Raw genomic sequence first — 23,965 nt, 5'->3', positions numbered from 1 at the left:
GCTGGTCAGGGAAGTATCGCTTACAAAACTTTAGGAGGACTTATTCATGTTACTGGAAGCTGTGTACCATCGCCCGCGGTTAAATTGGTCTTATGCCTATAATGAGAGTACGATTCACTTGCGTCTCCGCGCTAAAAAAGGGGATTTAACAGAAGTATTTGCTTTTGCAGGGGATAAGTACACTTGGGATACCACGAAAGAGCTAATTCCCATGACCCTCTTCACTTCTGATGCTATGTTCGATTATTGGGAATGTGCTTCAGTTCCCATCTATCGCCGATTGAAATACGGATTCTTACTGCAAAAGGATAACGAGAAAGTTTGGATGACCGAAAATGATTTTCAAACGAATCGCCCAGAAAATCCAAACAAGCTTTTCGAGTTCCCATTTATTAACCCCGTTGATGTGTTCACTCCACCTGCCTGGGTAAAGGACGCTGTTTTCTATCAGATCTTCCCTGAACGATTTGCAAATGGTGACCCTAGCCTTGATCCAAAAGATGTTCAGCCATGGGGAGCAGAGCCAACACCAACCAATTTTTTTGGCGGCGACCTGCAAGGGGTTATTGATCATCTGGATCATCTTAACGAGCTTGGCATCAATGCTATTTATTTCACACCACTCTTCACTGCAACTACTAATCATAAATACGATACAGAAGATTACATGAAAGTTGATCCGCATTTCGGGGATATTGCAACGTTAAAAAAACTCGTCGACCTCTGCCATAAACGTGGAATTCGTGTGCTGTTAGACGCTGTATTCAACCACTCCGGTGGAACCTTCGCTCCATTTTTAGATGTTCAGGAAAAGGGAGAAGACTCCATTTACAAAGACTGGTTCCATATTCGTGAGTTTCCGCTTAAGGTTGTAAACGGCATTCCTACTTATGATACTTTTGCCTTTGAACCACATATGCCAAAGCTTAATACTGAACATCCTGAAGTTAAAGAGTACTTACTGAAGGTCGCTGAATTCTGGATTACAGAAGTTGGAATCGATGGTTGGCGCCTTGATGTAGCCAATGAAGTAGACCATGATTTCTGGCGTGAATTCCGCAAGGTGGTAAAGCGCGCTAATCCTGAGGCCTACATCCTTGGAGAAATCTGGCATGAATCTGCTCCGTGGCTGGAGGGTGATAAATTCGATGCTGTCATGAACTATCCCTTCACTGATGCCGTCTTAGACTTTTTTGTTCACGGTAACCTTGATGCAGAGGGATTTGCCAACTCTATCGGCAGACAGTTATCGCGTTACCCACTGCAGGCAAGTGAAGTTGCCTTCAATCTGTTAGATAGTCATGACACGCCACGCTTACTTACGCTGGCTGCGGGCGACAAAAATAAAATGCGATTAGCTGCACTATTCCAGTTCACCTTTATGGGTACTCCTTGTATCTATTATGGCGACGAGTTCGGAATGGACGGTGAGGGTGACCCAGGTTGTCGTAAATGCATGGAGTGGAACCCTGAGAAGCAGGATCATGATCTGTTCGAATTCTACCGTCAGCTCATTCAAATACGCAATGAGCAACCTGCACTTCGTACGGGGACATTTACTTTCTTGGAGGCAGGTCGACAAGGCAGTAAGATAGCCTATGAGCGCCGATTGGATCTTGAGACTATAGTTGTACTGATCAATAGCGAAGAGACCGCTCAAACGTTCCGTGTTGACGTAGACGAGCGAAATTGGGAAAACTTAATCACGGCCGATACAGTGCGTGCTGAGCGTGGCAAGCTGAACGTGAAGATGCCTGCTTATGGTTTCGCTATACTTAAAGCAATCAACTAGATTTAAGCCTTTGACCGTAAAAAACATAACATAATAAAACAGGGTATCTCACTAGCTAGGATAGCTGTGGGATACCCTGTTTTCAATTAGAGATTACTAAGCATGACTTACACATTACTAGCCAACTACTAATACTTCGGTGCACTACAATCAGCACACCGAAGTCCAGTTTACTTGCTCAGTAGCGTATAAATAATCTGTGCGCTTTCGGCGCGGGTCATCCACCCTTTTGGAGCAAATTGATTGTTCTCTCTGCCTTGCAGAAGCCCTAGACCTGCCGCAGTCTTCACGTAGCTATCTGCCCATTTGCTGATACTAGATGCATCTGCAAATGTCGTGACACCCACTGCTGGGTCGATCTTCTTACCAGACTTCACTTCAAGCGCACGGATTACCATGATAGCCATTTCCTCACGGGTAATGGAAGCATTCGGTGCAAAGGTATCCTTGCTTCGACCACTAACAATGCCGAGCTTAGACGCTGTTGCTACGTATGATGAATACCATGCATCTGACTTAATATCAGTAAATTGAACCTGTCCCTCAGCATTTAAACCGAGCGCACGAACTAGTAATGCGGTGAATTCTGCACGGCTAACGTTGCTCTTCGGATTAAACTCGGTTGTTGTAACCCCTGAAACAATTTGTTTTGCTGCAAGAGACTGAATTACGTTAAATGCCCAATAGGTATTTGGAACATCCTTAAACGACTTCACAATCTCAAGTACACCATATTTGCTAAAGTGCGTGACTTGTGCAGATATCACGCCATCATTCAGCTGTCCTCCTACGTACTCAAGCTCACCATTATCGCCCAAATAGTAGATACCCAATAAATCTTTATTGAATTGGCCTTTAATTTTAAACGAAATCGTAATCGGTTCATCGAACTTCTTAACTACAATCCGGGTACCGTCTTTCTTCAGAATGCTAAGTCTCAATTCAAACACATCGGATAGCGAAGTTACGGTTCCTGCCTCTTTGTTTAAACCATCTACTACTGCTTTCGCAGCAGACTGGACCATTGGATTCAGCTCCAACAGGATTTGAGCACCTTCTGCATCCACAACTGAAGCTAAACTTGGTATTGTACTTAACAGTTTGTTAGGGATAGTAACTAATAAATCCCCCATTCTAAATACTAGATTATTCGATCCTAACGTTTTTGCAGCTTGCAACGGTAACAACACTGCTGTCTTACCTGCAGCAATATCGATTTGCACCTTTCCATCTTTACCATTTTTCAAGCTGTCCTCACTGACAACTTGAGTGTCAGCAGGGGTTGTTGGGCTAACAACGTTACCACCAGGTGATGGTGTTGCTGTCACTTTAGATACCCCAGATAGAATAACCGTACCCCCATCATCTCTGCCTGGTAGATCAATGGTTACTTTTTGATCAGTGGATACCGTGAAGGTTTTACCACTATATTCATCTTTTGCAGTCGAATTGGCAGTAAACGGTACTGGAATCGTTGCGGATTCCTCACTTGTCTTAGTGTTAATAACCGTCACGACGTTCTCATTATCGTAAGACTTATTGAAGGCTAAATAACCTAAATCATCTGAACCTGCCAGCTTCGTGCGCGTACCTTTGGAATACACTTTGGAGTATTTTGCACGGATATTCAGCAGCTTCTGATAATGATCATGAAGTGGCTTCTCTGCTTCCAGTTGATCCCAAGGCATATCCTTACGGTTCTCGCTGAATTTGCCTTCAGACATTTTTCCTGCATTTTTGCCTGATTTACCAAGCTCTTCTCCATAGTAAATGACCGGCTGTCCTTTGGCGGTGATTTGCAGTGCAGCTGCGATTTTCAGCTTACCTTTGTCTCCCCCTAATTTTTCTGACAAGAAGCCATCCTCATCATGACTACTAAGGAATTGAGCCATTATCTTTGTATTATCAATCATCGACTCACGTTGCTGTAAATAGGAATTCACACTATTTATTTTGCCGTCAGTAAAGTCTTTTGCAGCAGACTTAAATCCAAAATCAAGCAGACCATCCATTTGACCTGTCTCGAGCATTCCACCATTGTTATCAATGGTTCCGCTGAAATATTCACCCGTCATTTTGAAATTCGGATCGATGGCAGTCAATGCATTTTTAAAGGCTTTCCAAGTCGTATTTTCGACATGCTTGACAGTATCCACACGAAAGTAGTCAATCGTATCTCCACGTTCTGTGCGAGCGTTGTCTAACCAGCCTGTTTGCCAAGCAATAATCTTCTCACGAACAGCTGGATCTTCTGTTTTGAAATCCGGCAACCCATCAAGCTCACCTTTTATTGCATCCGTACCTGTTGAAACGCCATCTGTACGAAGCATTCCTTCAAAACGAGCCTTATCCTCAGCTGTAATCGTCGGTTTGTTATCCCCTGGTTTAAGGCCGTAACCTGTATGATTGAGTACAACGTCAACCATAATCTTGATGCCTCTGTCATGTGCTTTCTCGATTAGCTCTTTAAAAGTATTCATATCACCAAGATGCTCATCAAGCTTTGTAAAGTCCTTAGCCCAATAGCCATGGTAACCGTATTGTTTAAAGCCACTACCTTGATCAAAATCAATATTATCTACGATTGGAGAAATCCATAACGTATTAATACCTAGCGCTTGCAAATAATCGAGACTGTCAATCATCCCTCGGAAATCACCACCGTGGTAGGCTTCCAAATGATTTTTATCAACATTCACGTTATTCGAAACATCCCCATCTTTAAAACGATCGGTCAGAGCAAAGTATATACGTGCTTCATCCCAGTCGAAATCGAGCTTGTCACCTGAATAGGTTCTAGCTTTGATCTCCATCGTAGCGTTTTGCGTATGCGCATTACCATACTGGTCTACAAGCGTTACTGGAATAGTCTTAATTCCTGCTGTCACTGTATCCTTCACAGCAATCGTCTGTTTCAGCAGCTCCGTATCCAGTTGAACTTTACTTGGTCCGCCAAGACTGGTCAAATCCATAAACCCATCCGTATAGATAATTTCTTCTAAAGCAGAAGCTTTAACGGTCACGACAGTATTCTGATTAGAGGTTATGACCTCCGGACTTACGGATGTCGTAATTGCAATTTCAGGGGTACGATATTCAAAAGATGATTCATCATTTACGGTATTCTTTGGATCTGTGTATTCAGTTGTGACACCGTTCTTCGTGATTAGGTAGGTATACTTATACGTACCTACTTTCAAGTCTTTCAGCGTGTAACTGAAGAATTCATTAACGGAATCATAAACCATTGGGTACTCTTTACCATTTACTTTTACGATTGCAGAAGTGATTGCATCAACATTTCCAATACGGAACAAGGCAGGATCTCGATACCTAAAAGTAGCTGTTCCATCCTTTAAGATCGGTTTTCCAATGCTAGGCTTAATTTCAAAATCCTTTACACCGCTGGTGACGTTCACTTTAATGAACCCATCACCAGGTGTCAAAGGAATAAACCGATCATCACCATAAGGATCCTTATTTGACCAATCATCACCATTACGAATGACGAACCCTACCTTTTTCGCGTCCTCAGCAACCTCAATTAGAACACTCGCAGTACCATTTTCAAAGGTTGTAAAATTAATCTGGTCATTTTTAGCTCCTGTATCCCAAGCCCAGATATTCCATCCCTTATAATCCTTATCGCTACGAGTATAAGTGAATTGAACATATCGCTTGTCGGTAACATGAACAGTAGCCGTTTTAGAAATACCACCATAAGTTATGGTGATTCTGGCTGTTCCTTCAGAGATCCCTTTCACATGGCCTTTACTAGTTACAGTAGCCACTTCAGGGTTGTTGGATGTGTACTTAGCCAATTCGGTAATGTTTCTTCTGCTGTTATCATCATATTTTGCGAAAGCAGAAGATTTGTGCGTTTGACCTATTGGCAGGCTGTAGCTCGTGCTGTCAAGCTCCAAGGCTGTAAATCCAGCGGCATTAGCTTCCTTTTTAAGAATTACTGCAGTTAATGGGTCTAGCGTAATAGTATTAGCTGTTAAATTAAAACCTGACTGATTCTCAACCGGAATCGCAGCAACACCTGCTTCATCGTTATCAACAAGCACTTGACCACTCGTCAAATCCTCCGATAAAGTCAGAGTTCTAGCTGTGCTATCGCCATTCATGAAGACATAATAGATACCTGTGCCATCTGTAGCTTTGTTTGAATAACCAATAACAAGATCATCTGTCTTCATTTCTGGAGCAGGAATTAGGTTAACATTGGAATTAACCAGATCCTTGTCTCCCAATCGGAATGCGTCCGTGGACTTTCTCAGTTCCATTAGACCCGAAGTATATTTTCTTGTCGTGTTCTGGACAGGGAATTGTGATTCATCCGTTGCTTTCGTCCAGTCAAACATGTTGACCGCATCCGAAGAATCATACGAATCATGAATGAAATAACCGAAGGATTTTCCTTCGCTATCAAACATTTCAGTGTATTTATCCTGAGGAACCGTAGTATCCTTCCACTGCTTAGTACGTCCATATTCCTGGCCCGCATGAATGAAAGCTGTTCCTTGAGAGGTTAGAACAAGCATGTTGCCAAGTCTAATCCGCTTCTGGATTTCAAGCTCATTCTCTGCAATTGTAGGATCCTTCTTGATCGTTTGTGCAATCACATCATGCAGCGTCAAGTTATCATGTGCTTCGATGTACGGAACGATATCCCCCGGATCATCAGCGGGCGTATTTGATGGTTGTGCTTTAATATTGTTAAAGATTGTCGTGATTGGACGCGCACCGCCCGTAATAAATCTAGGCTGACCTTCAGAGCCATAACCAGATTTCAATTCATTACGGAACTCATCAGAGAAAACACCGACGCTATCCGTTTTATCCATCCAGTCCTGATCTGCACCTTTCCCAGCAAGGGAAGGATCAGCTGCAGCACCGCCGAATGTTCTCCAACCTTCACCAATAAAAAGAGCCTTCGGATTAATTGCTGCCGCGGCATCATAAGCATGCTGCACAGACTCTGCTGTCGCATCGCCCATCATATCCCAGCGCATCCCATCAATCTTGTACTCTTCAAACCAGTATTTCACGGAATCTACCATTAGTTTCTCAGCCATTTTGTGGTTGGTGGCCAGATTGTTTCCGAAACCTCCGATAAAGTTGCCCGTTGCATCTTGGAACGCATAGTAATTAGGTACGATGTCGTTTAAGAATTCTTTTTTAGCCATATGTGTGTATACTACATCCAGAACGACACCCATTCCAGCTTCATGCACGGCGTCAATTAAACCCTTTAACTCTTTAATTCGCTCTTCAGGATCGGCAGGTTTCTGAGAATAAGCACCGTCTGGAGAGAAGTAGCTGTGAGGATCATAACCCCAGTTATATTCATTGTTTTTGGCGGAATAATCTGTCTCTCTAGTCCCCATCTTTGTTTCATCCCCGTAATACCAAGCCATTACAGGAAGTAATTGAATATGAGTCACACCAAGAGATTTAATATAACCGAGCTTCTTTTTAAAAGCGCTATAAGAGCCCCATCTTTCGCCGCTCAGGCTATCTTGAATGGATACATCGGATGTAAAGTCTCTGACGTGGACTTCATAAATGATAGCGTCCTCTCGTTTTTCATAACCTGTAATGTCAGCATAACCAAAGGAATCCGGGTTCGTTTGGCTTAAATCAACGATAGCCGCTTTACCGACAGTATCACCGCCGACACCAGCAGCACCTGTAGTATCCACAGTAAATACCGCCATTGATTTAGCATAAGGATCTAGAACCTTATTAGTTACACCGTCATTTGTTACTTCGTATTGATAAAAGAATCCTCTTACATCATTTGTGGTAGTGCCTGTCAGGTCATTTGGTTTTAACTTGACCGACCAAACTCCTTGCTCTCCACTCGTTAAGTCCACACTACCCACTAGTACATTGGAGTCGTTCTTATCGTATACATTGACGACAACCGAACTAGCTTTAGGTGCCCACAATTTTAACGTGGCTGTTTTGTCAGCGTTGTACGTAGCCCCTAGATCGTCTCCCGTATAATTGTACATTTCATCAAGCATTCTCCAACCACTAGCCGCTGAGACCGTTTTACCTGAATAAGTAACGCTAAGCGGAACTTTATCCAGATCAAAGGCTGCTGTATCCACTTCAATTGAAGTTTTGCTGGTAATGGTTACAGCCGATACAGGAATAGAAACACCGTCTTTATCTTTAACGGTAATCTCATTCTTCAATGCTGCTGCATCCAAGCCGTCAGTTAACGTAAATCCAAGGAGGATTTTGCTAGTTGATAACACCTCTGCGGAAACTAAACCGATAGGTGTTTCACCAAATGGAGAAACATATACATTGTTGTCTCCTTCTTTTATCCACAGCTGATTGTAACGATCCAGCAGAGTAAAGCCTTTGTCACCGCCGTCCTTATTATCACCATTCAACGGGTTCACTACGAGAAAACCTATTTTTTTTGCAGCTTCTTTCAATGGAATATCAATATAGGCTCCAAAGCGTCCTACTTGATCTGCTTGGAATGGAACTGCATCTTTAGGCCAATCCTTAAGTGAAACTGCCACATCATCCCACAACCATAATCCATATTGACTTTGATTGGAATCTGATCTCATATAGTGGATCCGAACGGTATTTGCCGGAAGCTTAACTGGTTCATAAGGCGTAACTACATCGGAACCTTCTTTGATCCACACTTCATTGGTTTGTGGAGTATTAATCGCGAAGTTCTTATCTCCTCCATCCTTGTCACCACTAGCACGCTTTAGTGTGATGAATGAAATTGTCTTGGCCCCGTCCTTCACCGGCACATCTACATATGCTCCATAGGTATCCAATTGTCCTTCAGGAAAGGGAGTTGCACCCATCGCCCAACCATCAGAAGGGCTTACAACATCACCCCATAACCATAATCCCTTATCGGTGTAATCACTAGATTGATAGTGGACACGAATATGCCCTGCTGGAACAGGTGTAACCTCTACAGGTTCCGAAGGAATTTTATATTCTGCAGTTACACTATGTTCTCCCGTGTTGTACTTAAAGGTTACCTTAAGATCTAACGGTAAACTCAATGTCAGATCGGTCTCCGGATAAGACATATCTTCTGATTCTGTAGCTCCTGGAACAAAAACCTTGTATGTGTAATCTCCCTGCGGCACAGTAACAACTGTACTGTAGACACCATCAAAATCAGGATCTGATAAAGTAGACAATACTTCTGCTGGCAGGTTTCCTGTTAATCTTGGCAGCTTATCCGCAGCAATTGGCGTGTAGTACGTAGAATCAGCTATTTTATGAGTGATGTCATTGTAATAAAAGGTTACAGTCGTTTCTTCTTCAAACTTTATGTGGATATTCTCTCCATCATTTTTCCCTTGAGGGTTTGTATACTTTGCAAAGCCATAGTTCTCATCCCAACTATCATTCAGAGCAACCTTGTAATTATATTCCCCCGCTGGTAGAGTCCCAGTAAAAGAATACAGACCATTGTCTGAGTAAGTCATTTGGGTGACTACTGATGTCTCATCCCAATCCTTACCGGGATTTTCCGCCCCAGTAGAAATAAACTGTGATTGCAAATCACCGACCAAAACTACCTTTGTCGTTTCTGCAGAAACCTTAACAGGGTGTAAGCCAAGACTGGAGAACACAAGAGCAACGATCATGAAGATCGCGAACGTCCTCTTACCCCATAAATTTATTTTCATTTTTGTAAAACCTCCCATAATTATGAATTGCTTTTGTGCAAGCGGATACATAATTTCTCGAACCCCGCCAATTATTCTGAGGTTATGAAATCATGTGTCTTCCTTCTGTAGTTGGAGAAAGTCTATGTGTGCGGCTCGTCAAACCGGATTAACAGCATCACCATCCTTTTCAAAGTAAAAGATCAACAGAAAACAATCTAGTGCAAACGTTTGCAAAAGCTCGTGCACAAAACTAAGTAAATAAAACTCATTCTTTAGTACAACGAATTCTAAACCCAATTTCAGCCAATGTAAACGCTTGCTATATTTTGATTTACATACTAATGCTGTATTTATGGTATTGTCAACCAGTATTTTTATGTGTTGAACGAACTCGAATTATCATAAAAGTAAAAATAAAGAAAAGTAAACCTGATAATCCCATTTAGGATTTATCCGTTTTTTTGAATATCTCTCTAATTGCATTCCTCGAATCGAATGGTTCCAAAAAATTTAAGCCACACGTTTGCATTTACGAAATACTCCTCTCAAAGAAATTGGATATCTTTTATACATATTAAGATCAATCTTGCTAAATCATTCATACTTTCTTGGTGAAAACAAACAATTTTACACATGAATTTCTAATACTCTTTCCAAAAGTAGCAATATTGCCCTTCCAAATGACTTTATCTATTTACAATTTAGAACTCTTAGATTAATATTACTGTGTAAAGCAAACGGTTCCATAAGGAGGTTTCTATGACAGTTACCATTAAGGATGTGGCCAAGAAAGCGGGAGTATCTCCCTCCACGGTATCCCGGGTATTGTCCAATCACCCCAGAATCAGCCTGGAAACTTCCCGCAAGGTCAAAGCTATTATGGAAGATATGGGCTATACACCTAACATGATGGCTAAGAGTCTAGTGTCGAAAACTACAAACAGTATATGCTTCAGTCTTCCTAAACCAGCTGAAGAGCTGTTCTCAAATCTATTTTTTATGGAATTAATCCGGGGGATCGTTACACAAGCTAGCCGTTCCGGCTACGACGTGTTAATTAGTTCTGGAGCAAACGAGAAGGAAGAATTGGAAGCCGTTTCAAGACTTCTAAAGGGTCGTCGAGTTGATGGTGTTATACTGCTTTACTCTCGTACAGATGATGCTGTTATTGATTTTCTAGAGAGTAACGATTATCCATTCGTACTGGTAGGCCGAAGTGATCGGTATGAGAATATTTTATCTGTCGATAACGATAATGTGATGGCAGCATATGATGCTACAAACCACCTCATTGCAATGGGTCATGAACGTATTGGCTTCGTAAGCGGACCACCGAATCTAATTGTTTCTCGCGATCGTCTCGCAGGATACCGTAAAGCATTGCTGAATAGCGGTCTTGAAATGCGTGATGAATGGATTGTAGAAGGTGAATTTCTACAGGATAGCGGATATAGAGCGATGTCTTTTTTCATGAATTTGCCTAATCGGCCTACTGCTTTAGTTGCAGTGGATGATATGGTATCGTTCGGAATTTTACGCGGATTGAATGAACTGAAATACAAAGTGCCTGACGATCTCGCTATTGTAAGCTTTAACAATATTCCATTATCTGAATTATCCAGCCCTCCGATCAGTAGTATTGATATTGGAATTTATCATCTTGGCTACACTGCATCTCAGGTACTTATCCAGAATATCAAGAGTCCGAACCACGATGCTGGTTATACAAACCGATTTGTTATTCCACATCGCTTGATCGTGAGAGAGTCATCCATGTACGCTCATGCTAAGAACAAAACCGAATGAATAAGTGAAGCGATCAACGCTTCATTTATTTTTTGAAAATCTGTACAAACGTTTGCGCTAAATTACTAAAACTTCTTGATCCAGTTCTTTTCAGGGTGAATATTCGAATCTGAGGTTAAGATAACTCTTAAGAACAGCTTATACAAATTAAAAGCAATTCAGATACAATTCCCCAATGGATCACGATACTGTCACAAATTTTAGGAGGTACCACAATGACGGAAATTAAAGCCTGCTTGTTCGATTTGGATGGTGTTATCGTTGATACTGCCAAATACCATTATATCGCATGGAAAGAGCTTGCAGATGGATTAGGGTTTCTCTTCACAGAACAAGATAACGAACGCCTTAAAGGAGTCAGCAGAACGGCCTCGCTAAACATTTTGCTGGAAATCGGCGGACTAACTATCGATGAAGAAGAGAAAGCTAAGCTTGCGGAACAGAAGAATAATCGATATGTCGAATATATTGCGAAAATGGACAGCTCAGAGATTTTGCCAGGTGCGCTTGATTTTCTGAAAGAGTGCCGTGAGAATGGCATCAAAGTTGCCCTCGGTTCTGCTAGTAAGAACGCAATGACGATTTTAAATAATACCGGATTGACCCCTTACTTTGATGCGATCATTGATGGCACACACACTAGTGCTGCTAAACCTGATCCGGAAGTTTTTCTTTTAGGTGCTAAAGCACTTGGCGCTGATCCTAAACACTGTGTTGTCTTCGAAGATGCAGAAGCAGGAATTGAAGCTGCAACTCGTGCTGGAATGTTCAGCGTTGGTATTGGTTCACCGGAAACGCTCAATGCGGCGAACATCGTCGTTCCATCGCTCGCTCATATGAGTGTGTCACAACTCAAAAAATCTTTTGCTTAAAGTCTAACGAACATTAATCAACTGAAAGTGTTAATGTGATTCGCCCTGCTACATCTAACCTACAATCAAATGAACTAAGTATTAATCATTAGATTTCTGGTGATGAGGGGACGGAGAGGAATTTTGGAACTGTAGAAGCGTAGCGTTCGCCTTTATAATCAGATTTCATCCGCAAAACGCGGCTAAAATATAGAAATCTGATTATAACAGCGATCGAAAGTCCAAAGATTCCTCGCAGTCGCACTTATACCACCGGAATTTTAATGGAAGAATGATTTGTTCATTATATATCCCCACAACATATTTAAAGGAGCCGGTTATCGTGAAACAATATTTAACAATTGATGAATGGTCCATTATTGAAGAATCCTTTGATCCACAGACACAAGAAATCTCTGAAAGTGTATTTAGCCTTGGCAACGGATTTATGGGTGGTCGAGCTAATTTTGAAGAGCAATATAGTGGAAGCAGCCTGCAAGGCAGCTACATGGCTGGCGTATACTATCCTGACAAAACACGGGTCGGCTGGTGGAAGAACGGCTATCCCGAATATTTCGCTAAAGTACTGAACAGCACGAACTGGATCGGTATTAACATCGACATTGAGGGCACTCCTTTAGACTTGGCAAAATGTACGGTTTCCGATTTCCGTCGTGTTCTTAACATGAAGGAAGGTACGCTTTCCCGCTGCTTTACTGCCACGCTTGAAGATGGTAAGGAAGTAAAAGTTGAGAGTATCCGTTTTGTCAGCATGACTCGTCAAGAAATTGGGGCTATTCGTTACTCCATCACTCCTGTTAATTTCTCAGGCAAGATTACAATTACTCCTTATCTCGACGGCGATGTAAAGAACAAAGATTCCAACTATGACGAGAAATTCTGGAATGAAGTTGAGAAACAAGCAGGCACTGAAGGCGGGCATCTTACTCTTAAGACTAAAAAGCTCGATTTTCATGTAACCTCTGCAATGGCTTTTGATATCCAAGTCAATGGTGAGAAGGTCAACACTGAGGCTGAAGCGATTGAACAAGAGAAATATGTAGCTAGCAAAATCAATGTCTCCGTACAAACTGGCGATCACATCGTCATTTATAAATATGTTGCTAACGTAACCTCGCGTAATCATGGTCTTGGACAACTGGTCGATGCCGCTCAAACGGCTTTACAAGCTGCTAAGGAAGCTGGTTTTATAACCCTTCTGAACGAACAAATAGAAGCTTGGAGAGAGAAATGGAAAGAAAGCGACATCATTATTGAAGGTGACGTTTCGGCTCAGCAAGCGATTCGTTTCAATATTTTCCAGCTAAACCAAACCTACAATGGTGAAGATGACCGTCTGAACATTGGACCTAAAGGCTTTACAGGTGAAAAATACGGCGGCAGCACTTACTGGGATACAGAGGCGTATTGCGTTCCCTTCTATCTCAGTACAGCGGACTCCTCTATTGCCCGCAACCTGTTAATCTACCGTTACAAGCACTTGGAGAAGGCTAAAGAAAATGCTCGTAAGCTTGGTTTTGCAAAAGGTGCGTTGTACCCAATGGTTACAATGAACGGTGAAGAGTGCCACAACGAGTGGGAAATTACTTTTGAAGAAATTCACCGTAATGGAGCCATTGCTTATGCGATTTACAACTATGTGAACTACACTGGAGACAAAGCTTATCTGGGTCAATATGGTCTTGAAGTCCTTGTGGAAATCTCCCGCTTCTGGGAAGAACGAGTTCACTATGCAAATCGTAAAGACAAATACGTGATGCTTGGCGTAACAGGCCCTAATGAATATGAAAATAACGTAAATAATAACTGGTACACCAACCGGATGGCTTCCTGGACTATGGAATATACCTTAGAAGCACTGGATTATCTGAAAAAGAATGAATCCACGCGCTATGCAGAACTAGTTGATAAATTAGGGCTCCAAGAGAGCGAAACCGCTAAATGGAATGATATCATCGCTAAGATGTATTATCCTGCGGATGAAGAACTGGGTATCTTCTTGCAGCAAGATGGCTTCCTAGACAAAGAGATTATTCAAGTTAAGGATCTGGCAGCTGAGAACCTGCCACTAAACCAAAAATGGTCTTGGGATCGTATCCTTCGTTCTTGCTTCATTAAACAAGCGGACGTTCTGCAGGGATTGTATTTCCTAGGGGACCGTTACGATCTGGATACCAAAAAACGGAATTTCGACTTTTACGAGCCGATTACTGTTCATGAGTCCTCCCTATCCCCTTGTATCCACTCTATTCTAGCCAGCGAACTAGGATATAAGGATAAGGCTTATGAAATGTACTTGCGTACTTCAAGACTGGATCTTGATAACTATAACAATGATACCGAAGACGGCTTACACAGCACTAGTATGGCCGGTACTTGGATGTCAATCGTACATGGCTTCGGCGGATTACGTGTGCATGATGGCCGACTGACTCTGAACCCATCGAACCCAGGTCACTGGAGTGCATACTCATTCAAAATCATGTTCCGTGGCTCCCGACTAAAAGTAAGCGTGTCGGATGCACAAGTTACGGTTACGAATGAAACGGATATCCCAGCTTCTATTACTATCTATGACAAAGAATATACCGTGAACGGCCTAAGCAGCATCACTGCTGACAGCAAATCCGTCACTGTATAAACCGACACCACAAGAGACCCTTGAAGCCAATAGCTTTTTAGGGTCTCTTTAATTTTTTCCTAAATGGATAACTTATATAAGGAGTGATTATTAATGAAAAGAACCTTTTGGAAGGAAGCTGTCGTTTATCAAATCTATCCACGCAGCTTTCAAGATAGTAATGGTGACGGTATTGGAGATCTGCAAGGTATCATTTCACGTCTGGATTATTTGCAGAAGCTCGGTGTCGATGTAGTTTGGTTGTCACCAGTATATAAATCGCCAAATGATGATAATGGTTATGACATCAGCGATTACGAAGATATTATGGATGAGTTCGGCACGCTAAAAGACTGGGAGGAACTACTGACCGGACTGCATGATCGTGGTATAAAACTAATGATGGATCTTGTAATCAACCACTCTTCTGATGAACATCATTGGTTCGTAGAGTCCCGTTCGTCAAAAGATAATCCCTACCGTGATTACTACATATGGCGTCCAGGTGGACCGAATGGCGAACGCCCTAACAATTGGAGCTCCATATTCAGCGGTCCGGCTTGGGAGCTAGATGAGACTACTGGCGAATACTATCTACACCTGTTCTCACGCAAGCAACCGGATCTCAACTGGGACAATCCAAAGCTGCGCGAGGAATTGTACAAGATGATTACCTTCTGGCTTGACAAGGGTGTGGATGGATTACGGATGGACGTCATTAATTTGATTTCTAAAGCGGAAGGACTGCCTTCCTTTCAAATCGAGGGCGAGGTGCCAGAGGAACTTGCTTGGGGTGGCGATTACTTTATGAATGGCCCCCGGGTCCATGAGTTTTTACATGAAATGAACCAAAAGGTTCTTTCGGGCTATGACATTATGACCGTCGGGGAAACGCCAGGGGCTTCGGTAGAGGATGCCGTTCTTTACACAGACGAAGATCGTGAAGAGCTTCAGATGGTATTCCAATTCGAGCATATGGACGTAGATTCCGGTCCAGGAGGCAAATGGGATGTAGCCCCATGGACATTAACTAAACTGCGCGACATACTTCATAAATGGCAGGTCGGTCTGGCTGACAAGGGTTGGAACAGTCTGTACTTGAACAATCATGACCAGCCGCGTATGGTTTCACGATTTGGTGATGATGGGAAGTATCGCATAATATCTGCCAAAATGCTCGCTACCTTACTACATACACTTAAAGGTACCCCCTATATTTACCAAGGTGAAGAAATTGGGATGACGAATGTAAAATTCACAACGCTGGAAGATTATAAAGACATCGAAATTTTGAATATGTACCGTGAAAAAGTAACTGAGGGTGGCGCAGATCATGAGACGATTCTGAACGCTATCCATGTCAAAGGCCGAGACAACGCCCGTACCCCAATGCAATGGGATGCATCAGCTAATGCTGGATTTTCAGAGGGAGAACCATGGCTTAAAGTAAATCCGATTTATAAGGAAATTAATGTAGAGCAAGCATTGGCGGATTCTGATTCAATCTTCTACTACTACCAGGAATTAATTGCTTTGCGCAAAAAAAATCCGATTATGGTATATGGAGAATATAAGCTGCTACTGCCTGAACATGAGAACATCTATGCCTATACCAGAACTTTAGATGATGAACAATGGCTGATCCTGCTGAACTTCAGCGAAGCTCCTCAAACCGTTGATCTCTCCGCAGAGCTGAGCACCGTGACTGATTTAATCATTGGAAATTATCCGGATGATTCACCCACACGAGAAATTCTGCGTCCTTACGAAGCAAGAGTGTACAGATTACAAAGCTGACTCTCTCCGTCTTCCTGAGTTATACTATATAGGATGATTTTGTTAAGATCATTCTTCCATCAGCAACCTGTCATTAGAGAGCAAGGAATAACAGGATTTGCAAATGGTGGCATGATAGTATGAACTCAAGGGAGATGGCAGGCTTGGAATGGCTTATCCGCATGAAAGAAGCTTTAGATTATATGGAGAGTAAAATGGAGGAAACCTTTAATATAGAAGATATAGCAAAGGTGGCTTATTCCTCCCCTTTTCACTTCCAGCGTATGTTCTACATGCTTACCGGAGTATCAGTCAAAGACTATATCCGTAAACGGAAACTAACTCTGGCGGCACAGGAACTCGCTATTTCTAAAGTTAAGGTGCTAGATGTCTCATTAAAATACGGATATGACTCTCCCGAGTCGTTTGCCAAAGCATTCCGCAAAGCACATGGAATTACTCCTTCTGCTGCGCGGGAGTCAGGGGTACAGCTCAAAGCCTTCCCTAGACTCTCCTTCCATCTATCACTGAAGGGAGATAAAGAAATGGACTACAGAATTGAGACAAGAGAAGCTTTTAATGTTATCGGACTAGTTGAGGAAATGACAACGAAAGATGGGGAGAATTTACGCCGTATCCCCCAGCTGTGGATTGAAGCTAACGAAAATGGTACGTCGGATAAGCTAATTGAGATCGGTGTTGATAAGGACATCCTTGGGATTTGTAAAGATTTCAATCACGAAAAAGAAACCTTCTCCTATTGGATTGCTGTCGAAGCCTCTCCAGAGACAGATGCTCAGGGCTTTGCTTCTACGACGATACCAGCTGCGAGCTGGGCTGTGTTCACCTCAGTTGGGCCAATGCCGAATGCTATTCAGCAAGCATGGTCACGGATCTTTCAGGAATGGTTCCCTGCAACAGGCTATGAGCATACAGGAGGACCCGAGTTTGAGTTATACCTTCCGGGAAGACCTGATGCAGAGGATTATCGCTGCGAGATCTGGATACCGGTTATGAAAAAAAATTAAAGCTTACTAAGACTATTCGGAATTCCGGATAGTCTTTCTTTCTTTCAGAATTTCTACGATTTCATTTTGAGAATCGGCTTAATCTTGGTATAATAAATAGATTATGTGATTCAATAATGACTATTGTCGTCCGATTATCGGTGAAGGAGAAATTCATGTCTACTGTAAAAATATTTTCAGACAGCACTTCCGATTTGCCTCAAGGCTGGAAGGATACTTTTAATATCGGCATCGTTCCCCTTTACGTAGTGTTTGAAGAAGGAACCTACAAAGATGGTGAAGATATCACACCAGAGGAAGTGTATCGCCGTGTAGCCGCAAGCGGAGTATTGCCAAAGACTGCCGCACCTTCGCCAGCTGACTTTATCGCCGCTTTTCATCCGGTAATTAACCGTGGAGATGATATTGTATATATCAGTCTCTCCTCGTCACTATCCTCTACATATCAGAATGCACTTTTGGCTGCTGGGGAATTCCCTGAGGGTCGTGTACAGGTTATTGATTCACAGACCTTATGTGGAGGCATTGCTCTTCTCGTTATGAAAGCTGTCAGAGCCGCTGAAAAAGGTCACAGTGTCATTGAGATTGCAGCTATGCTGAAGCAGAGTCGCAATCTTGTAGAAACAGAATTCGTGGTAGATACGCTAGATTACTTATATATGGGTGGACGCTGTTCAGGTATGCAGAATTTCATCGGTAGTCTGCTAAAAATTCGTCCTGTTCTTAGACTTGTAGACGGCAGCATCGTACCTACTAGTAAAATTCGTGGCAAAAAAGAAAAAGCCGTGGAACAAATGCTCCAGAACGCCTTGGTTAACGTCGATCGGATGGATAGAGAGCTGCTCATCGTTGTTCATACCTTAGCGGAAGAAGATGCTCGCTATCTAGAGACAGCGATACGAGAGAAAACTCAAGTGAATGAAATCGCTATCCTCAACGCAGGTTGTGTTATTGGTAGCCATTGTGGTCCACATACTGTAGGTCTCATGTATATGCTTCAAGATTAATCATCTCATGCAAATCTCCGGCCATTGCTTCGTAAGTCAATGGACCGGGGATTTGTGCGTTTACCCCTTCTGATTTGAAGCTGAATTTTACTCAACCTCTTTTTTTATGAAGGGTAACATAAACCGGAACGTTGAACCTTTATTCTCTTCGCTTTCTACAAAAATTGTCCCACCCATCAGCTCAACCAGCTGCTTACAAATCGCGAGTCCCAGCCCTGTACCGCCATATTTACGGTTGATGGTCGGGTGCAGCTGTGAGAAGGATTGAAATAATAAATTGAGTTTATTATCGGCAATCCCAACACCTGTATCACGTACAGAGAATTCTAGCAAATATTCTTTTGAATCCGAAAGTGGAATGTTCTTAACCGATAGTGTAACGCTCCCATGCTCTGTGAATTTCAGAGCATTCCCTACCAGATTAACAATAATCTGCCGCAAACGGATCGGATCAGCCAGTAACGTTGTTGGAACACTCGTATCCGCCCACCACCGCAAGGCCAGCTTCTTCTCTTCGGCTTTAGGCGTAAATAAATCAATGATGTCCGATATCATCTCTCGAAGTTCAAACGATTCGGTTTGCAGCGGCATTTTACCCGCTTCCATCTTGCTGAAATCAAGAATGTCATTCAAGATCTGTAAAAGCGTGTAACTACTGCTTCGTAAAATCTCGACATACCCCCGCTGTTCTTCTCCAAGATCGGTTTCAAGTAAAAGGTCTGACATCCCTATCATTCCATTCATCGGTGTCCGAATTTCATGACTCATCATTGCTAAGAAATCCGATTTGGCTTGCGCCGCCTGCTCTGCAGATTCTTTAGCGCGAATGATTTCTTTTGCATTCGTGATATCACTAAAAGCAATAACTGCTCCTGAGATCATCCCTCCATCCATAAGCGGCGCCACCCGATAATTAACGAAGAGGCTCGTTCCATCCTTACGCCAGAAGATCTCATCGTCTTTCCTGCGGATAATTCCATCTGCAATCGTAAGACTGATCTGACAATCAGGGGTTGAATAACGTGAGCCATCGCCTTGGATTTGATGAATATATTCCATCAGCTTCAGGCCAACCAATTCTGTAGGCTGGTAACCTAACATATCCGCTCCCTCACGGTTAATAAAGAGCGTTCGTCCCAAATGATCTAGTACAAATATTCCAGCTGAGACGGAGTTCAGAATAAGATTCGCTCTCTTATTCTCGACTTCAGCAGCAAAAGTAGGTTTGAAGTTAGACTCAAGTTCTACCTTATCCGATAATTTAGCATGAAAAGAATCTGCCAATGCATTTAGCCAGTCATGCAGCCCTTCCGAATAATGATGATAGTTGCTATTATCCACTTGTATGATCGCGAATACCCCGACAATTCCCTCATCTATCGTTATAGGAATAAAATCCCCCCTCACGGCGTCTGCTTTGGGATTGTTCAAATCTTGCAATTCAAAGCTAGAGGGATTTCCTTGCAGGGCAGCCTCAAAGCTAGCTACATCAACAAGGTATAATCTTTTATGTGCTGTCAGACCTATATCTCGGAACGATGCTTCTGCACTGGATTCTAGATAGAACGTACGATTCGTTCCTACGCAGCGACCTTGCCGATCCAACACAAATATCAAATTAGGATGATGGTCATATAACGATTTATAAGCGCTCTCTTCCGAAAGCAATCGTGTTAGAATGGACGTCCAGTCTTTATCCACAATTCATTTCACCTCAGGCTCTCTCATCCATTATCATTACCCTAAAATGAACGGAAATCATCTTAAATTTTAAATTCTTCTATTTTGATCATTATAGCAAATATACTTTAATCGGTCGCAAATAAACACTAAATCCCCCTTTAGAACCCAACCACGATGACTTACACATCGTACTGAGATTCTTAAGAGGGATTTCTGTAAATATTTTAGGCTATATCTTTATGGTCAATATTGCGAATGGCCATATAGGCAATACCTGCTCCTAGCAATCCAAGCGAGATCGACACCGCCGCTAAATTACCTAAGCGCGCTTGATCAAATCCACCAGAAATTAGGGACGTAACTAACACAGCCGAGACGATGGTGGCTGGAACTGATTTTTTCTTCATTCCAAAGTACAATGGGATCAGAGCGATACCCGCTGCATAAAATGCGTTTGCACCCAACTTAAACAGTTCTGAAGTAATCATAGGAAGGTTTAACTCACCAGGAATAAGTCCTACAAACGAATTAAATCCTATTAGCATAGCGCCAACTACAATGTCTGACACAATGATAGCAACAAATGTGAAGGCGAACACTATCAATATTTTCGCCGTCATTAGCTTTTTACGTGAGATAGGATACATGAAGAGAAGAGTAATCGTGTTGTTCTTATACTCATCAATCACCAGCCTGCTAATAATAACGGAAGCGAAAATAATGTAAGCAGCCTTAACAAAAACGAACACACCCTCAAACATATCTGCATAAGAAGCGAATGACGGTTCATTCTCATTTCGATCCACGAATAAAACCATAATCATAAATGCAAGGATAGCGAGATTGACAATTGCTGCTCCTGTAAGAAGCGTCTTTAGCTTATTCTTCCGAATCTCCAAAGATATTAATTTAAGCAACGCCCTCACCCCCAATCAATTGTAAAAAATAATCTTCCAGTGTATGTTGTTTCTTGCTGATGCTTTCAATCTCCACGTCTGCTAGCACTAACGCCTTATTCAGATCACGTTGTGAGATTCCGCCGTCATATATTCTTATTGTAATATGGTCCAGCACTTTGAAATTATTGAGGCCAAGCTTTTGCTTGAGCACGTACACTGCTTTATTAATCTCATTCGTAACCACTTCGATATACTCTGTATTTTGACCGCGAATGGAATCCATCGCCACCTCTTCTACCAGAGCACCCTGCCGGATCACACCGATCGTATCAGCAATCTGCTCGATTTCCCCCAGAATATGACTAGATACAAGTAACGTCATTCCATATTCACGGCTGAGCATCCTGAACACTTCACGCATCTCTTTGATTCCCACAGGGTCTAGTCCATTAATCGGCTCATCCAGAATGAGTAGCTCCGGTTTCGTCATAAAGGCTCTGGCAATACCAAGGCGCTGCTTCATCCCAAGCGAAAATTGCTTCACCGGCTTTTTATCGATACCTGTAAGCTTTACCAGCTCCAGTGCTTCGCCAATCGCTTGCGGATCATAATAGCCCATGTATTCTCCATGCAGGATCAAGTTTTCTTTGGCTGTCAGCTTATCATAGAACACTGGATATTCAATGATGCAGCCCATCCGTTTGAGCATTTCATACGAATGATTTGTCATTTTTTCATTAAAAAACTCAATCTCGCCACTCGTCGGTTTAACGAGGTTCGTGATCATTTTCATGACCGTTGTTTTACCGGCACCGTTCGGTCCAAGAAAACCATAAATTTCACCTTGTTTAATATTCATATTCACATTGCTGACAGCTTCTTTGCCTTGGTAGGTTTTTGTTAAATTTCTTGTTCGAAGTATCGTAGTCATTTCCGTGCTCCCCTTTGTTTTCGTCTCGTCTTCCTTAGTTCTTATTGTACACAGCAGAATTTTCTTTTTTATTACTCGATTCTTACGAAAATCTTAAGCTGTACACAATTTCACTCCTTAGAAGCTTAGTCTGCGAAAAGAAAGGGTAAATACCGTTCTCACAAACGGTTGACTAACCAGTGTAATGGTTCCATTCATCTGCTCTGTTAATCTTTTGGTAATCGTCAGACCCAGACCACTCCCTTGATATGATCGATTTCTCGAGTCCTCCAGTGTATAGAGCCGTTCGAATACTTTATCCTGGTGAACTTCACTAATGCCTTTTCCCTTGTCCCAAACATCTATGTATACTTTGTTCTTATCACTATAGAGTTTCAAACCTAATACGCCTCCGGCATCCCCGTAAGTAATCGCATTCGATAACAAATTGGTCAGTATCCGGTCAAGCGCCTCTTCGTTTCCCATGAAATAAAGCGAGTCATCAGGGATCTCTATTTCTACCTCACTGCCCTTGGCGCTAAGGATATCATAGAAAGAGAGAATATTACGTCTGCACACCTCGCCTGCCTCCACACGTGAAAGATTGATTTCCCGATCCCCCGATTCCAGCTTGGCCAAATCAAAAAACTTGTTCATCAGATGGATCACTTCATTCGCTTTTTGGTGAATTGTGTTCATCATACGTTCCCGTTCCTCGGCTGGCATATGCTCATCCTGCAGAATTGTTTCAATATAACCGAGTACTACCGTTAGCGGAGTCTTTAGATCGTGGGAAATATTCGACAGCATATTACGCATGGATTTCTCCAGCTTCACGCGCTCAATGCTTCCTTTATGGTTAACGTCGAGCAGCCGGTTTAGATCAATTAGCACACTTTGCAGCTCTAAATTACTACTAAATAACAGCAGTCTTTCGTGTGAACCTTCGGCCATGATGCTACTTAGTTTGTCATGAATATATTTCAGGTCTTTTGAAGCTTTACGCGAATGCTGATATTGCCATCCAATGACCACGAGCAGGAGTACAATGATCACACTAAGCGCCATACTCATTATAGCTGTTCTCCCAGCTTATACCCGATCCCCCATAATGTCTTGATGAACTCTGGATGGGAGGGATCATCTTCTATTTTTTCACGTAATCTTCTCATATGTACATTAATAACGTTCTCATCTCCGAAATAATCATCTGCCCATACGCTAGCATAAATCTGCGCTTTGGTGAAGACTCTGCCCGGATGCGTAACGAACAGCTTAAGAATATGAAATTCCTTAGACGTTAACTTCACTTCTTCCCCGTTTTTTAGCGCAGAGAAATTATCCAAATCCACAGTCAGGCCACCAATGGAAATCTTTTGCTTCGCAGGAATTGGAGCTTCCGGTTGGATGGTGGGAGTAACATAACCCGCTCTTCGAATCGCAGCCTTCACTCTTGCAGCTAATTCGATCATTGAAAATGGCTTGGTAATATAATCGTCTGCCCCAAAGCCAAGTCCAAGTGCTTTATCCACATCACTGTCCTTGGCCGACATGATCAACACAGGAACTAGACTTTTCGCACGGATCGTCTGGAGAATATCCGTCCCACTGCGCTTGGGCAGCATGAGGTCTAATAATACAAGATCAAAAGGATTACTAGTACGGAATGTTCTTTCCGCTACTTCACCATCAAACGCCGTTTCCACTTCATAGCCCTCTTTTACTAAATAGGACCTAACCATTTCACTAATTGCTTCGTCATCTTCAATTAATAATATACGGTGCATGAATACTGCCTCCAATGATTTGAGAATGAAAATTAGTTAAAAACTTAAGGTATTTCTTTAAGGTACACGTGACTGCGGGGAATGTTTGGACTTCCGGCCGCTGTTGTCC

General features: G+C 42.4%; 13 protein-coding genes. 7 read left to right on the top strand and 6 right to left on the bottom strand.

The window, feature by feature from the left end; genetic code table 11:
- The first annotated feature begins 46 nt into the window (after positions 1 to 46).
- Positions 47 to 1,792, top strand: coding sequence for an alpha-glycosidase (locus tag CA598_RS26250; RefSeq protein ID WP_094878406.1), 1,746 nt, complete (start codon positions 47 to 49; stop codon positions 1,790 to 1,792).
- A 170-nt stretch (positions 1,793 to 1,962) separates the two neighbouring features.
- Here CA598_RS26250 and CA598_RS26245 read toward each other — a convergent pair whose 3' ends face one another.
- Entirely contained in the window at positions 1,963 to 9,486 is a 7,524-nt protein-coding gene (locus CA598_RS26245; RefSeq protein ID WP_094878405.1) for a pullulanase, read from the bottom strand.
- A gap of 741 nt (positions 9,487 to 10,227) precedes the next feature.
- Here CA598_RS26245 and CA598_RS26240 point away from each other — a divergent pair.
- The 6 genes from CA598_RS26240 (at position 10,228) to CA598_RS26215 (ending at position 18,577) form a co-directional block, all read left to right on the top strand.
- Complete coding sequence (locus CA598_RS26240) at positions 10,228 to 11,274, top strand: LacI family DNA-binding transcriptional regulator (RefSeq protein ID WP_094873917.1); 1,047 nt, start codon at positions 10,228 to 10,230, stop codon at positions 11,272 to 11,274.
- 215 nt (positions 11,275 to 11,489) lie between these two features.
- Positions 11,490 to 12,146, top strand: coding sequence for a beta-phosphoglucomutase (gene pgmB / locus CA598_RS26235; protein ID WP_094878404.1), 657 nt, complete (start codon positions 11,490 to 11,492; stop codon positions 12,144 to 12,146).
- Between the two features lie 322 nt (positions 12,147 to 12,468).
- On the top strand, positions 12,469 to 14,787 hold the full coding sequence (locus tag CA598_RS26230) for a glycoside hydrolase family 65 protein (RefSeq protein WP_094878403.1): 2,319 nt from the start codon (positions 12,469 to 12,471) through the stop codon (positions 14,785 to 14,787).
- 93 nt (positions 14,788 to 14,880) lie between these two features.
- Complete coding sequence (locus tag CA598_RS26225) at positions 14,881 to 16,563, top strand: glycoside hydrolase family 13 protein (protein ID WP_094878402.1); 1,683 nt, start codon at positions 14,881 to 14,883, stop codon at positions 16,561 to 16,563.
- 119 nt (positions 16,564 to 16,682) lie between these two features.
- Positions 16,683 to 17,570, top strand: coding sequence for an AraC family transcriptional regulator (locus CA598_RS26220; RefSeq protein WP_256990648.1), 888 nt, complete (start codon positions 16,683 to 16,685; stop codon positions 17,568 to 17,570).
- 155 nt (positions 17,571 to 17,725) lie between these two features.
- The gene (locus tag CA598_RS26215; protein WP_094878401.1) at positions 17,726 to 18,577 is read left to right on the top strand and encodes a DegV family protein; all 852 of its coding nucleotides are present in this window, start codon (positions 17,726 to 17,728) and stop codon (positions 18,575 to 18,577) included.
- Positions 18,578 to 18,664: 87 nt separating this feature from the next.
- On the opposite strand, the gene CA598_RS26210 is transcribed toward CA598_RS26215, so the two are convergent.
- The 5 genes from CA598_RS26210 to CA598_RS26190 all read right to left on the bottom strand — a co-directional run bounded on the left by CA598_RS26210 (position 18,665) and on the right by CA598_RS26190 (position 23,856).
- A complete protein-coding gene (locus CA598_RS26210) occupies positions 18,665 to 20,278 on the bottom strand; it encodes a PAS domain-containing sensor histidine kinase (protein WP_094878400.1) in 1,614 nt (537 codons plus the stop codon).
- 206 nt (positions 20,279 to 20,484) lie between these two features.
- Positions 20,485 to 21,186 (bottom strand): ABC transporter permease, encoded by a 702-nt coding sequence (locus tag CA598_RS26205; protein ID WP_256990647.1) that lies wholly within the window; start codon positions 21,184 to 21,186, stop codon positions 20,485 to 20,487.
- The gene (locus CA598_RS26200) at positions 21,170 to 22,090 is read right to left on the bottom strand and encodes an ABC transporter ATP-binding protein (RefSeq protein ID WP_094873900.1); all 921 of its coding nucleotides are present in this window, start codon (positions 22,088 to 22,090) and stop codon (positions 21,170 to 21,172) included. Before CA598_RS26200 ends, CA598_RS26205 begins: the two co-directional genes overlap by 17 nt.
- Before the next feature lie 117 nt (positions 22,091 to 22,207).
- Positions 22,208 to 23,143 (bottom strand): sensor histidine kinase, encoded by a 936-nt coding sequence (locus CA598_RS26195; protein ID WP_094878398.1) that lies wholly within the window; start codon positions 23,141 to 23,143, stop codon positions 22,208 to 22,210.
- Positions 23,143 to 23,856: a response regulator transcription factor gene (locus tag CA598_RS26190; RefSeq protein WP_094873897.1), complete on the bottom strand. Its 714-nt coding sequence runs from the start codon at positions 23,854 to 23,856 to the stop codon at positions 23,143 to 23,145. Before CA598_RS26190 ends, CA598_RS26195 begins: the two co-directional genes overlap by 1 nt.
- Positions 23,857 to 23,965: the final 109 nt, after the last annotated feature.

It is taken from the genome of Paenibacillus sp. VTT E-133291 (assembly GCF_002264395.1).
GTDB lineage: Bacteria > Bacillota > Bacilli > Paenibacillales > Paenibacillaceae > Paenibacillus_AQ > Paenibacillus_AQ nitricinens.
This window is presented reverse-complemented; position numbering and strand designations above follow the sequence as displayed.

Bases quoted from the DNA above. Each gene is read 5' to 3' on its own strand.
- CA598_RS26250 (WP_094878406.1), top strand. From the start codon at position 47: ATGTTACTGGAAGCTGTGTACCATCGCCCGCGGTTAAATTGGTCTTAT.
- CA598_RS26245 (WP_094878405.1), bottom strand. From the start codon at position 9,486: ATGAAAATAAATTTATGGGGTAAGAGGACGTTCGCGATCTTCATGATC.
- CA598_RS26240 (WP_094873917.1), top strand. From the start codon at position 10,228: ATGACAGTTACCATTAAGGATGTGGCCAAGAAAGCGGGAGTATCTCCC.
- pgmB (WP_094878404.1), top strand. From the start codon at position 11,490: ATGACGGAAATTAAAGCCTGCTTGTTCGATTTGGATGGTGTTATCGTT.
- CA598_RS26225 (WP_094878402.1), top strand. From the start codon at position 14,881: ATGAAAAGAACCTTTTGGAAGGAAGCTGTCGTTTATCAAATCTATCCA.
- CA598_RS26220 (WP_256990648.1), top strand. From the start codon at position 16,683: ATGAACTCAAGGGAGATGGCAGGCTTGGAATGGCTTATCCGCATGAAA.
- CA598_RS26215 (WP_094878401.1), top strand. From the start codon at position 17,726: ATGTCTACTGTAAAAATATTTTCAGACAGCACTTCCGATTTGCCTCAA.
- CA598_RS26200 (WP_094873900.1), bottom strand. From the start codon at position 22,090: ATGACTACGATACTTCGAACAAGAAATTTAACAAAAACCTACCAAGGC.
- CA598_RS26195 (WP_094878398.1), bottom strand. From the start codon at position 23,143: ATGAGTATGGCGCTTAGTGTGATCATTGTACTCCTGCTCGTGGTCATT.
- CA598_RS26190 (WP_094873897.1), bottom strand. From the start codon at position 23,856: ATGCACCGTATATTATTAATTGAAGATGACGAAGCAATTAGTGAAATG.